This window comes from Niallia circulans NBRC 13626 (assembly GCF_001591585.1).
In the GTDB taxonomy this organism is placed as follows: domain Bacteria; phylum Bacillota; class Bacilli; order Bacillales; family Cytobacillaceae; genus Niallia; species Niallia circulans.
This window is the reverse complement of sequence record NZ_BCVE01000013.1, coordinates 1-13,057: the sequence shown is the minus strand read 5'-3', so window position 1 is coordinate 13,057 and position 13,057 is coordinate 1. Positions and strand designations below refer to the sequence as shown.

General features: G+C 36.0%; 13 protein-coding genes. 3 read left to right on the top strand and 10 right to left on the bottom strand.

What is annotated here, in order from left to right; translation table 11 throughout:
• Positions 1-239 precede the first annotated feature (239 nt).
• Genes BCI01S_RS15780 through BCI01S_RS15770 form a run of 3 tightly spaced genes read right to left on the bottom strand, consistent with a single transcriptional unit; the run spans position 240 to position 3,123 of the window.
• Positions 240-1,049: an ABC transporter ATP-binding protein gene (locus tag BCI01S_RS15780; protein WP_061799971.1), complete on the bottom strand. Its 810-nt coding sequence runs from the start codon at positions 1,047-1,049 to the stop codon at positions 240-242.
• A 17-nt stretch (positions 1,050-1,066) separates the two neighbouring features.
• Positions 1,067-2,122: a FecCD family ABC transporter permease gene (locus tag BCI01S_RS15775; RefSeq protein WP_061799969.1), complete on the bottom strand. Its 1,056-nt coding sequence runs from the start codon at positions 2,120-2,122 to the stop codon at positions 1,067-1,069.
• Positions 2,119-3,123 (bottom strand): FecCD family ABC transporter permease, encoded by a 1,005-nt coding sequence (locus tag BCI01S_RS15770; protein ID WP_061799967.1) that lies wholly within the window; start codon positions 3,121-3,123, stop codon positions 2,119-2,121. The genes BCI01S_RS15775 and BCI01S_RS15770 overlap by 4 nt, the downstream gene beginning before the upstream one ends.
• A gap of 165 nt (positions 3,124-3,288) precedes the next feature.
• Between BCI01S_RS15770 and BCI01S_RS15765 the strand changes: the two genes are divergently transcribed.
• Complete coding sequence (locus BCI01S_RS15765; RefSeq protein WP_061799966.1) at positions 3,289-4,308, top strand: ABC transporter substrate-binding protein; 1,020 nt, start codon at positions 3,289-3,291, stop codon at positions 4,306-4,308.
• Positions 4,309-4,807: 499 nt separating this feature from the next.
• On the top strand, positions 4,808-5,311 hold the full coding sequence (locus BCI01S_RS15760; protein WP_061799964.1) for a MepB family protein: 504 nt from the start codon (positions 4,808-4,810) through the stop codon (positions 5,309-5,311).
• A 74-nt stretch (positions 5,312-5,385) separates the two neighbouring features.
• Here BCI01S_RS15760 and BCI01S_RS15755 read toward each other — a convergent pair whose 3' ends face one another.
• The 6 genes from BCI01S_RS15755 to BCI01S_RS15730 form a co-directional block, all read right to left on the bottom strand.
• Complete coding sequence (locus BCI01S_RS15755) at positions 5,386-5,778, bottom strand: hypothetical protein (protein ID WP_061799963.1); 393 nt, start codon at positions 5,776-5,778, stop codon at positions 5,386-5,388.
• Between the two features lie 2 nt (positions 5,779-5,780).
• A complete protein-coding gene (locus tag BCI01S_RS15750) occupies positions 5,781-5,978 on the bottom strand; it encodes a helix-turn-helix transcriptional regulator (RefSeq protein WP_061799961.1) in 198 nt (65 codons plus the stop codon).
• A 315-nt stretch (positions 5,979-6,293) separates the two neighbouring features.
• Positions 6,294-7,916: a metal ABC transporter solute-binding protein, Zn/Mn family gene (locus BCI01S_RS15745; RefSeq protein WP_061799959.1), complete on the bottom strand. Its 1,623-nt coding sequence runs from the start codon at positions 7,914-7,916 to the stop codon at positions 6,294-6,296.
• A gap of 108 nt (positions 7,917-8,024) precedes the next feature.
• Positions 8,025-8,987 (bottom strand): ZinT family metal-binding protein, encoded by a 963-nt coding sequence (locus tag BCI01S_RS15740; RefSeq protein WP_061799954.1) that lies wholly within the window; start codon positions 8,985-8,987, stop codon positions 8,025-8,027.
• Positions 8,988-9,130: 143 nt separating this feature from the next.
• Entirely contained in the window at positions 9,131-10,564 is a 1,434-nt protein-coding gene (locus tag BCI01S_RS15735; protein ID WP_061799952.1) for an MDR family MFS transporter, read from the bottom strand.
• A 162-nt stretch (positions 10,565-10,726) separates the two neighbouring features.
• A complete protein-coding gene (locus tag BCI01S_RS15730; RefSeq protein ID WP_061799949.1) occupies positions 10,727-11,419 on the bottom strand; it encodes a TetR/AcrR family transcriptional regulator in 693 nt (230 codons plus the stop codon).
• A gap of 313 nt (positions 11,420-11,732) precedes the next feature.
• Between BCI01S_RS15730 and BCI01S_RS15725 the strand changes: the two genes are divergently transcribed.
• Positions 11,733-12,107, top strand: coding sequence for a DoxX family protein (locus BCI01S_RS15725; RefSeq protein ID WP_061799944.1), 375 nt, complete (start codon positions 11,733-11,735; stop codon positions 12,105-12,107).
• Between the two features lie 151 nt (positions 12,108-12,258).
• Here the strand turns inward: BCI01S_RS15725 and BCI01S_RS15720 are convergent, their stop codons facing one another.
• On the bottom strand, positions 12,259-12,753 hold the full coding sequence (locus BCI01S_RS15720) for a MarR family transcriptional regulator (RefSeq protein WP_285850735.1): 495 nt from the start codon (positions 12,751-12,753) through the stop codon (positions 12,259-12,261).
• Between the last annotated feature and the right edge of the window lie 304 nt (positions 12,754-13,057).

Genomic DNA, 13,057 nt, shown 5'->3' with positions numbered 1-13,057 from the left:
CAAATTCGGACAGCTTACAGAAGTAAATTGATTTTTGGTTTTAAATCACTACCTTATAGATTAGGAAATAATCTTATATTTATTTCTTCGTCAGAATGTTCCCTTCAGCCTAATAATTAATAATAACTTAATTAAGAAAAGAAACATACATTAGCCCTCCTGTTATGAAGGGCTTATATAATGTAGTAATTGAAAATGGGCCCCTACTATGCAAAATTGTCAATTGGTTGATGGAGCCATTAATAATCATGCAATTTTTTTATATTGCGACCTTTGCCATGAGGGATACATAATGGCGTCCCAAAGAGAGGATCTTCAGTCACTTCACATTCTAGGTTAAAAACGTCTTTAACCATCTTTGCTGTAATTACTTCTTCCGGTTTTCCCTGTACATAAACAGATCTATCCTTAATTGCAATTAGATTATTGGCATAGCGACAGGCTAGATTTAAGTCATGAAGAACCATTACAATCGTACGGTTTTCTTTTTCATTTAATTCGAATAATAAGTCCAGAACCTCGATTTGGTGGGTCATATCCAGGTAGGTTGTCGGTTCATCCAGCAAGATAATGTTGGTATTTTGTGCAAGGGTCATTGCAACCCAGGCACGTTGTCTTTGTCCTCCAGATAACGAATCAACCAGACGATCGCTCAGTGCAGACATACCCGTTGCCTCAAGAGCGTTATGAACGATTTGTTCATCTTCCTCCGACCATTGTCTGTACCATTTTTGATATGGATAACGGCCTTGTTTTACTAATTGCAAAACCGTTAACCCTTCTGGAGCAACAGGGCCTTGCGGAAGAATTGCTAATTGCTTGGCGATTTCTTTGGTGGACAGCTCAGAAATTTTTTGTGCTTCAATTAAAATGGATCCAGACTGTGGTTTTAATAAACGAGCTAATGAACGTAACAGTGTTGATTTTCCACAGCCATTACTGCCAATAAACACAGTGATTTCTCCTTTAGGAATCTTCATATATAAATCATCTATAATGACTGTATCTCCATAAGATATGGTCAAGGAATTTGTCTCTAAAAGAACCATTGTTTAACTTCTCCTTCCTATACTTTTCGCTGCTTATATAAAAGAAAAATGAAATAGGGCGCTCCAATAGCAGCAGTAAATATTCCCGCAGGAACTTCAATCGGAAGGAATAAAGTTCGACCGATTGTATCTGCTATGAGGACTAGAATTGTGCCAATTAAAGCAGATAAAGGCAATAGCGCACCAAAAGAAGAACCAACTAATTTTCTAGCTATATGAGGTGCCATCAGCCCAACAAAGCCAATTCCACCTGCAAACGCTACAGCTGTGCCAATTAAAGCTGTACTAATCAGCAATAAAAAAAGGCGCTGCTGCTGTACTTTAGAACCTAAGCCAATTACTATTTCTTCTCCGAAATCTTGAATGTTTAAAGTCCTTACCATAATAAAAGATAGTATCAATAATAGAAGAATAATAGGTGCAGCAATCTGAATCTTTTTCCAATCGGCAGTACTGACAGAACCAGTAAGCCAAATATTTGCTTGACTAGCCTGATAAATAGGCCCTAAGATCATGAACAAGTTGGTCAATGCCTTTGTTAACGACCATAAACCAATTCCAACTAGGACGAGACGTACAGGTGAAACACCTTTTTTCCATGCAAGTACATATAGTAGAAACGCTACAAAAGATGCCCCGATAAAAGCTGCTAAAGGCATCCACTTAATGCTTATCGTTAATGAGTGATTCATGTCACTAAATAAAGCCAAAAATAGGACAATAGCTACTGAGGCACCACCTGTAATTCCAATAATATCAGGAGAAGCTAAAGGGTTTCGTACAACTGCTTGTATTATAGCCCCAGCAACTGCCAAACTCATTCCCACTAATATAGCTAAGAGAATTCGCGGCATTCGGAACGACCGGACAATTAAAGTGTCAAAATCCGAACCATGCCCAGATAAAATAGTTATGATCTGCCAAGGAGAAATGTAATCTTCCCCAATACCTGCACTTATGAAAAAAGCTACTAGCAGAATGATAAGGAATATTGATGTAAGGAATAATGCTCTACGATCCACTAAAAAGGAAATCTTGTCATTGGCCGTTCTAAACGATAAATATTTCTTCATGAAGACTTTCCTCCATTTCGTGCTATGTATATAAAGAAAGGGGTGCCAATGATGGCAGTCATTATTCCAACAGGTACTTCTTGGGGCATAAGGATTAATCGAGCACCAATATCGGCCAACAATAACAAGATTCCTCCTGTAATGCTGCAAAAGGGTAGTATCCAGCGGTAGTCATTACCAACCAGCCATTTTACTATATGAGGAACAACTATACCAATAAAGCCAATGGGACCAGCTACTGCAACCGCCGAGCCCGAAAGCAGGATAACCGAGATGCCAATCAGCAATTTGACGGTACCTGTACGCTGGCCAAGTCCTCTTGCTACATCTTCTCCCATGCTATAAACATTCATTTTATTAGAAATTAAAAAAGCTAGCAAAGTTCCGATAATCATATAAGGTAGAACAGAAAATAAAATCTCCAAGCTTCTTCCTTGGACGGAACCAGCCATCCAAAATAAAACTTCTTCTAAGGCAGATTCATTCATGACTAAAAATCCATGAGCAAACGATGAAAACATGGCTGCCATGGCTGCGCCGGCTAGTGTTAATTTTATTGGTGTCAGTCCTTCATTACCTAAAGATCCTAGAAAATAAACAATTAATCCAGCGGCGGCTGCACCTAAAAAGGCAAGCCAAGCAAATGCTTGTAATGAATTAATAGAAAAAAAGAAAAGTCCTATAATGACAAAAAAACTGGCTCCTGAATTAATGCCCAGTATATCCGGAGAAGCCAAGGGATTTTTAGTCAGTGCCTGTAATAAAGCCCCTGTAATCGCTAAACTGCTGCCAACGATAGTTCCAATTAATGCTCTAGGAAGGCGAACTTCTTTAATAATAATATGCTCATTCGAACCATTGAACTGCTGAAAAGCTTGTATGGCTGTCTTAAAGCTCGTATCGGCGTAACCTAGTACAATACTAAAAATGAAAATAGTACATAATAATAGTAAACCAATAATAAGCCCAATGATTCTCCTTCTGTTATTCAATAGTAACATGTAGTTTTCCCTCTCTAATAGTTTCTATTTTTAGTTTAGGAGAAGTCATAGGGACTGTCAATGACTATGAGAATCATTTTCAATTAATGATTGACATATTTTTCATTATAAAATATTATCTAATTGTTATTGAAAATCATTATCAAATAAAAAGGGGAGGCAAATATGCTTACATATTTTCAACAAAAACGATTTACTCCAATGCTGGTATCATTATTGGTAATTATATTTGTTGTGCTGGCAGGATGCGGAAATAACGAAAAAGAAGTATCAGGAAATAAAGAAACCTCCAGCGATACAAACACATCGGATAATAAACCTTATACAATTGAACATGCAATGGGAAAAACGGAAATTAAAGGGACACCAAAGCGTGTTGTCGTATTGACGAATGAAGGAACAGAAGCACTTCTGGCTTTAGGGATTAAACCAGTTGGGGCCGTACAATCATGGCTGGGAAATCCATGGTACGATCACATCAAAAAAGATATGGATGGTGTGGAAGTAGTTGGAGTAGAACACGAAGTAAATTTAGAAAAAATCGCTTCATTAAAACCAGATCTAATTATTGGAACAAAGATACGCCAAGAAGCTATCTATGACAAACTACGTGCTATCGCTCCAACTGTTTTTTCCGAAACTTTAAGAGGTGATTGGAAGGATAACTTTGAATTATATGCAAAAGCACTGAACAAAGAAGAAGAAGGAAAAAAAGTGCTTAGCGCATTTGCAGACCATGTTGCAGAAGTAAAAGCAAAATTAGGGGATAAAGTAAATCAAGAAGTTTCTGTGGTCCGATTTATGGCTGGAACTTCCCGGATATATTATACGGACTCTTTTTCAGGTGTAATTTTGGATGAATTAGGATTCAAACGTGCGGAACAGCAAAAATCGCTTTTCACTGCAGATAATCAGCTTGGTAATCTTGCTATTGAAGTAGGAAAAGAGGCTATCCCGAAAATGGATGCAGATATCCTTTTCTACTTTACCTATGCTCCACAAGATGACCAAAAAGCCTTAGATACGGCAAAAGAATGGACAAGCGACTCCCTATGGAAGAACCTAGATGTCGTCAAAAAAGGAAATGCTTATGAAGTAAGCGATGCAGTATGGAATACAGCAGGCGGTGTTATCGCAGCCAATCAAATGCTAGATGAACTGGAAGAGATCATGCTAAATAAATAACTACCCTGAAGAAAGACGCGATAAGTCACCCCACTAAAGCCCGACAATTATACGGAGATACTAACGTGATTTCGTATAATTGATTGGGCTTTATTAGGTTTTAATGAAGAATTGATGTAATCCCCCTCAGCCTTGCAAAACAGATGAAAAAACTAAAAAATGCCTCTTCCTTTATTCGATTATTAATGAGAAAATCTATTTTTCTCTGACTCTTCAAATGCCGATATTAGACTCTTTCTAAACAGATCTTAAATAAATATTTCTAAAAAGCATTGAGGCAACAGAAGCTTTCTTTAAATAGAAGGGAAAGCTTTTCATATTTTTAAAAGGACAGCTTACAAATATATGTAAGTTAATATATACAAAAGAGAATAGATGTTCCATTAAGTTATTCAACATGATATAATTCAACTTCTAATATTAGGAAATTCAGGATAATAAAGCTAAGGGAAAAATGACAAAAAAGATTGTAACAATAAATATATGGGGGAAACACATTGTGAATGAATTTTATAAAGCATTATCCTTTGTAAAAGAAAATTTTTATGAACCAAATCATTTTATTATAAAATCTATCCAAGAAGAAGCTCAAAATTCTGAGTATGGGGCAGGAAGATTTCAGCTGAATGCAAAATCGGTTAGATTTAGAGTGGCAAAGACTACCCCCAATAAGATAGGTCAGTTTGTTGCCTTCTGGGAAAAAGATGATGCTAATAAAAACCAAGCCTTTTCATGTGACAAAGCAACCGATTTATTGGTAATCAATACATTTTCTAGTAGAAATAGATTAGGACAATTTGTTTTTCCAAAGGAAGTACTCCTGAAACATAATATTCTTAAAACGGCTACTACTAAAGGAAAAATGGCCATAAGAGTTTACCCTCTATGGGATAAACCCACTAATAAACAAGCTATTAAGACGCAAAAGTGGCAATTAGAGTATTTTATTGAAATTAACAATCCTAATATTTCCCACTCGGATTTGCTGAAATTATATTGCTAAAGGGTAGTATTTTAGGATAAAAAAGGACAAAACTATATTAGAATGCAGACTAACATATAATCCAAACCAATTACCTATATTATTTTTGAATAAATGACCATAGTACTAGGAATAGTGATTACCATGATACAAAAAAGGATAATCAGCACCTGCGTTGCATCTAATGTCAAGAATCCTAAAGAGCCTGTTGCTAGAAATAAAACTAATAACGATAAAAAAAGTACAAAGTAGTTTATTGTCATTGCCTTCCCCACTATTTCTTTTGCTCGCTCATCTTTAGGGAAGATATGTGGTGATAAATAAGCTAGAAGCAATTGATTGATACCGAGTGCTAGAATCATTATTGCATTAGGAAATTCGCCTGCTATAATATCCTGATAGTTCAGATAGCCCCCCATTGAGACTCCTATTAACCCGGAGAAAATGTAGATGATTTGATTTTCTTTAGCACTTTTTTTACTTGCCATTCTTAATCCTCCTCATAGATAAAAATATCCTCAATGCTGCAATTGAAAACTCGTGAAACCTTGAAGGCCAAATTAATCGAGGGATTGTAACGACCTTTTTCTAATGAAATAATCGTTTGTCTTGATACATCTAATAATTCAGCTAATTCATCTTGCGTATAATTGTACTTAGTACGCAAGATTTTAATATTATTTTTCATATAATCACCGCCATATGTAAAGTAAACTTTACGTAAAGTTTACTTTACATAAAATTTGATGATACGTCAAGTCCACTTTACTTTTTTAATAGGCCTTTTCTTTCGATACTCGATAATTGAAGGATAATTATCTTACTATTAAAACAAGACATTCTTTTTTATATTATAAAGTAGTAGAATATGAGTAATATTACTTCAACTATCGAGTGTTTTAAGTGAACAAAAAATAAAAAAACGCCTCTACCTTGAGACGTTTTACTATTTACATTTTTCTCCATATTAACGAGCAGTCTATTTAACTTGACTCAACTTCTATTACTTAACACTTAACTGTAATGCTTTCAGATTTTCGCGCATTGCATCTAGATAACCTAAGTCCTTTTCTTTCAGTTCCTTAGATAAAACCTCTAAATCATACAAAACAGCTGTCTTTGTCCCTGTTTCATTAGCAACTGTTTTTGCAATTGCCGAGTTTGCTCCATGTTGATAATAGATTACTGGAACATTATGTTCCTTAACAAGCGTTCCGATCTCTGCCATACGAGAGGGGCTTGGTTCTACTTCTGTAGATAAGCCGCCAATGGCAATTTGTTCTAGATGATAGCGCTTTGCAAGATATCCAAATGCTTGGTGCTGTACGACAAAAGCTCGGTTCTTGGCATCTTTTAAAGTAGTTTCATATTCTTTATCCAATGCTTGAAGTTCTTTAATGAAAGCTGCTGTATTTTTATCATAGCTGTCTTTTCCATCTGGATCAGCCTTAATCAATGCATCACGAATAATCTTCACTTGCTCTTGGGCTAACACTGGATCTAACCAAATATGTGGATCGTGATTGTTATGATCATTAATAAAAACAGTTACAGGCTCGGATTCGGCAAATGTATGATGCTCCTCGTCAAATAGTGTGGCTTTCACCTCAAAGCTTTCCCCAGTTGTTTTGTATTCAAACTGGTCACTTCCTTGACCAGTTACAACTTCCCAGTCCTCCTCTTCACTGCCGCGTGTATACCAATGCCAGTGATCGTAATCCGTCTCTTCTTTAAGCTCGGCAACAAGTGATACAACATCTCCTGTATGATAATGATCCGCTAATCCAACAATTTCAATTTTTTCTGCACTTGCATCACCTTCATGGTCGTGATCTTTGTCAGCTTCATGACCATGGTCATGGCCTTCTTCTCCATCAGCATGCTCATGACTAGCTTCCTCCCCATAATCGTGGCCATGATTATTAACAACTATTTCTATCGGGGCTGACACAGCAAATTCATTATGATCATCATCATATAAAACTGCTCGCACCTCGAAACTTTCGTCTGCTGCTTCATATTTAAACTTAGGTCCGCCTTGATTCGGAACAGTTACCCATTCTTTGTCCGCACTCTCTCTCGTATACCAATGCCAGTGGTCATAGTCTACTTTTTCCGCTAACCTGGCTGTTAATTCAATCATGTCACCACTGTGATAGTTGTCCGCTTTTCCTTGGATTGTTATTTTTTCATCACTTTCCTGATTTGCTTCTCCATCGGTATCTTCATGATCGTGTTCATGACGATGACCTGATTGATTCGTATCCTCTACATCTAGTCCATCCGCCGTCCGTGCTATTACAAGATTATCGTTATCTATCGATTTTAATAAGCTGTTTACCCAATACTCCATTTCTTCGCTACTATAGACGAAAACATCTGCTTTATTAACCTTTGCTACGTCTTTAGCACTTGGTTCATAGTGATGGGCATCTTGCCCATCTGAGACCATTAACGACACATTTGCCCGATCTCCTGCCACTTGCTGAGTAAATTCATACATTGGGTAAAAGGATGTCACAACTGAAATTTTATCATTCGAACTACTTTCTCCCTTTTGGCACCCTAAAAGAACTACACTCATTATTACACCTAGAAAAATAGCTAGTAACCAATTCTTTTTCATCTTATTCTTCCTTTCATTTCCCTAAACAAAGCGTAATGATTACGATTTAAAAACTAGTATTTTCTCATTCTATTTAAATCAAATAAACTTCGTTACTTTTAATAAATATTAATGTGCTAACATGTCCCGGACTAACCCATCAGCATCTAATTCAGATGGATAATACGTTGGCCAATTCGTCACTTCTTCTAACAGTTTCTCTCGGTCGTCTCCCCAATATAGATGGTAATGGGCGGAATCAACTGGAAAAATATTATGGTCACTAAATTGGATATATCGAGGCATCTCCTTGGATCCATCTACTAATTTAAAAATAAAGCGTACACCTCTATTTCCTTTTTCATAGGTGAGTATTTCATAACCATCTGATTTATACTCTCCTGAATATTCTTTATCCTTTTCGAAAAAGGTCACAACATTATCCTTAATGGTAATGCGATCTACATCTGTTTTATAGCCTACTGTATAGTACTCCTTATATTCTTCTTTTGTCATATCGCCATTTTCCGCTTTATGTGCAAACACTTCATCTAAATCTCCAGAAAGAAGATACGGATAAACAGACTGCCAATCTCCTTCCCAATCAGATAGTTCGCGATCCTTTACTTGGTTATCATCAAAATACCCTTGATATATTTTTTTACTTGCTTCATCATGTCCATGATGATCATCAATGACAATTTGAGCTGGCACTGATTGGGCAACTGCCTTATCATCACTATCGAATAAGCCTGCTTTTATTTCTAAACCATTAACTGTCGCCTCACCTGTAAATGTTGCTGTTTCTTGACCAGAAACAACTTTCCATTCATCATTGGCACTTTCTCGACTATACCAATGCCAATGATCAGCATCTGTTTCTTTATCTAATACCGCTGTTAACTCAATCTTATCTCCAGTATGATAGTGATCAGCAATTCCTTCCACTTTTATACTTTCCGGAGCTTCATGCACAAGCTGTGCTGCATCTTTTTCCTCTTTATTCGCTTTCTCTTCTTTAGTTCCTTGACACGCGGCTAAGAACACACTTAATAATAATAAGCACGAAACGCTAAATAGCAGTTTTTTCATTTTTCCCCTCTTCTCTATGTATTTTATAAATCGTAATCATTACGTTTTATAACCTACCATTTACACCACTTTTATGTCAAGGGTTTTTGGGTATTTATCTATTTAATTAGAGGGACAAGGGGACAAACCCCTTGTCCCTGCACTCATTGTTTAAGTGCAGGTTCTTTTTTATACATTCTTTTATGTGTTAAGAACAAACTTGGAATAAAGATTAATACAAGGACAATAGCTGATACTAAAAATCCAGCATGGTAACCTTTTAAATCATTCATAATTGTTGGCTGCACTCCTAGTGCTACAGTGGCGACAACGGTTGCGATAATAGCTGTACCAAAGCTTGAGCCAAGATTTTCAATAATATTAATACCGACACTCGCTTCTGGAAGTTGATTGCTGTTGAGATCCGTATAAGCGTCACTTGTCAATGGAAGCATGATTCCCCCAAAGCTGGTACCACGAATAAATAATATGGTTGAAATCCAAATCATGCTTGTTTGGTCTGTGATAAAGATAAGTGGAATAGAACTGATAAGTGACAGAGCAAGACTGACCATGACTACGTATTTCGCACCAATTTTATCAATCATTATTCCGATTATTGGTCTTGTAACAAGCATTCCAACTCCTTGTGGAATTAATGCAAGTGCTGATTCGAATACCGAGAAATGCCGAATGTTTTGAAAATACAACGGAAGTATTAACATGGGTCCCATGATGGCAATGTTGGCTAAAAATAAACCGACACTGGATACTAAGAAATTTTTGTGTGAAAACAAATTTAATGGAAGCACACATTGATTTTTCCTGATTCGATTATAACCAACATAAATAATTGCTAAAACAAGACCAATTCCCATCCACACAATTGTTTCGCTATTGTTGAATGATGCATGGTTCGCAGCTTGCGTAATTCCGTAGATTAGTGCTGCACTCATTACAGACAAATCGATGATCCCAAAAACATCGAGTTTACTATCTTTGTTGAATGGATTATAGTCTGGAATATATTTCATCATAAGCGGTACAGCAATCAAGACAATGAACACATTGATGAAGAAAATCCAATGCCATGATTTACCATGAACAATGAAACCTCCGATGACGGGTCCTAAAATGGGACCTAATATCATTGGTGTGCTTACTATCGCCATCACTCTCCCCAATTTTTCTGGCCCTGCTGTTTTAACCAAGAGCGTTGACATAAGTGTGGTAATAATACCAGCGCTAAACCCTTGAAGCAAGCGGAAGAAAATGAAAACTGAAATATTCCAACTAATTCCGGCAAGAACAGAAATGACCCCAAAAGCGATAACTGCACCAATGAGAATTTTCTTTCCGTTATATTTGTTCATTAACCATCCAGATACTGGAACTGCCATTGCAAGGGCTAAAACATAACCTGTGATGGACCATTGAACAATATTTAATGTAGTATGGAAATCTTTAAGTAGTGTATCGACGGCGATATTCACCATGGTGGAATCAAGCATTGGTGCAATTGCTCCAATGGCAAGAGCCCAGGCAGCCGCCAGCATTTCTTTTGGTAATCCTGATTGTCTAACTTTATCTTTTGACATATTATTCTCCTTTCAGAGACTTTAGTTTCCTCGTCAACAAAATATAACATCATTTTTGTTTCCTTGTCAACAATACCTATAAAAAAACAGCCCTTTTATATAATTGGGCTGTCTGTTCATTTATTATTGTAACTTTTGACATTTTTTTCTTTTGTTTCTTCCTTACTGTTCACTAGTGCTGTTTTTAATAATTAACTGTTCAATTCCAGATATAATAATGTAAAGTCCATTCTCAAACATACGGTCAGAGCCTATTTCTTCGAACAAATCATTATTATACAGCCTCTTTAATACTTTTAAACCATTATCAGGAAAATGCTCAAAGGGTCGTTTAAACAATGTTTGAGCATCATTTGGACCGAATTCTTCCAATATTAATAGTTGTGTTTTCCTTTGTTCATACTTGTCTAATTCAAAAAAGATGACGTAATTTAATAGACACATAATAGAAGAAAATTTATCTTCGTCTTCCATTGGCAAGTCATCGACCACTTGAAGTAATTCATTAATTAATATCATGTAATCAGGCTCAGTTGGAATGGTTCTCATTATTAATTGAGCCGAGCAAGGGTATTTACTCAAGGTATCTTTTATACCGATAGCAAAATGAGTCAATTTTTCCTTCCAATCTCCGTCCAATTTTGTGGAAAGTATAGACTCCTTCGCAATTTCATTGGCAAGTGATTGGAAAATACTCTGTTTGTTTTTAAAATACCAGTAAATAGATGGGGCTTGAATATTTAATTCAACCGCTAACTTTCTCATACTAAATTCCTCGATACCTACTTTATCCAACAATCTCCAAGAAGCATCGATAATATTTTCTTTTGTGATTTTTGTTTTTTTTCCTTTCACTTAATAGCAACTCCATTTCTAATAAATCAATCATACAAAAATATACTGTAATTGTCTAACACTGTTAAATAAATGTTTACACCTTATAAAATCAATGTTATAGTATCTAACGGTGTTAGATTTAATTCGAATTTAGTCTATTCAAATCGATTCTATCCTTTTTTGTCCGTTAATTCCTATTTATTTTTATAAGGACTGGCTACGAATTGAAGCAAGTATCGTACCTACAGATTCCACCTAAAAGGATATGGCTATAACCAACGTAAATTATAACGTTCTTACATCTATTAATAATCAAAAGGAGATATTAAATATGCATATTGTCACGATTATTTTGCAATCATTTTTAATATTTATGTTTTTAATGGCAGGTTCTAGAAAATTGACAGGCGATAAAACAGCTATCGAAGAATTTAAATCATTGAGACTGCCACAATGGTTTCGGGTGTTCACAGGCGGCTATGAATTAGTAGCAGCAGCAGCTTTAATTATCGGTTATTGGGATGGAAGCTGGATCGCAACAGGTTCACTTCTGACTGTCATTTTTGCTATAATCGGAACTTTGGCAATGCTACGTGTTAAAGAGCCATTTAAAAACATGATAATGATTATAGTGATAGCTATTTTTGCCCTTATCTTATTTTTAAGCAATGCCTCGAATCTTGCAAATTTCCCTGGATTTAACTAATAGAGAGTTCATTCTCACAAGAAACCAGAGGTAAATAGTGGTGGTCTATTAGACTACTGCTATTTTTGTATTGGAATTATTTAGCGATGAAAAAAGGCAGACCTTTCTCACTCGAGTCGGTCTGCCTATAATATCATTATTCTTATCCGAACTAATTAATTGTTAGATTTTGTTTCTTTATTTCCGTATCCAAATGCTTACTGTATTTTTCCACCAGACTAAGCATATGGTCAAATTGTTCCTCCGTTATTTGTTCAAAAATAACTTTATCTCGTTCATAAAACTCATTATGCAGCTCTTCATGTATTTTGAATATTTTTTTCCCTTGTTCTGTGAGCCTAAAGTAGATTTCCTTTTTATTCTCCGGTTTCTGATAACTTTCGATAAGGCCTTTTTTAATAAGTTTTTTCGTTAATTTACTGATAGCACCTCTAGTCATATAAAGGGACTCCGCAAGATTTGTCACATTGGGATTTGTAATTTTTTCAATGGATTCCATACAATGCACTTCAGAAGGCAAGTGTCCCTCAAGGCTTTTCATCATTTTGCTCTTATTAAGCCAGACCATTTTATTAAATAAGTCCCTGACATTCATTATGAGTTCTTCTTCTTTGGTCACGGTTTGTCCTCCCACCTGTTGGTACATCAATGATATTATACTGTTATTTTGTTTCTCTTTCAACAATACCATCAAGAGACAAGGGGGACAAACCCCTTGTCTCTGCTTCCCTACCTAAATTGTCTAATGGTACAACTACATAGGTGCGGGTGGTATACACTCTTTTCCTGTATAAGAAGGAAAGGAGGTGACATACAAATGGATTTCGTTTTGGACTTACTCAAAGATGTAGCTAAAATCTTTTTTACTACTCTTGCTGCGGGCTATGCAAATCGCTTTGCATGCAAAAAGAAGCACAAACGAAAACCCACCCCGCGCCGTCGGAAGCATA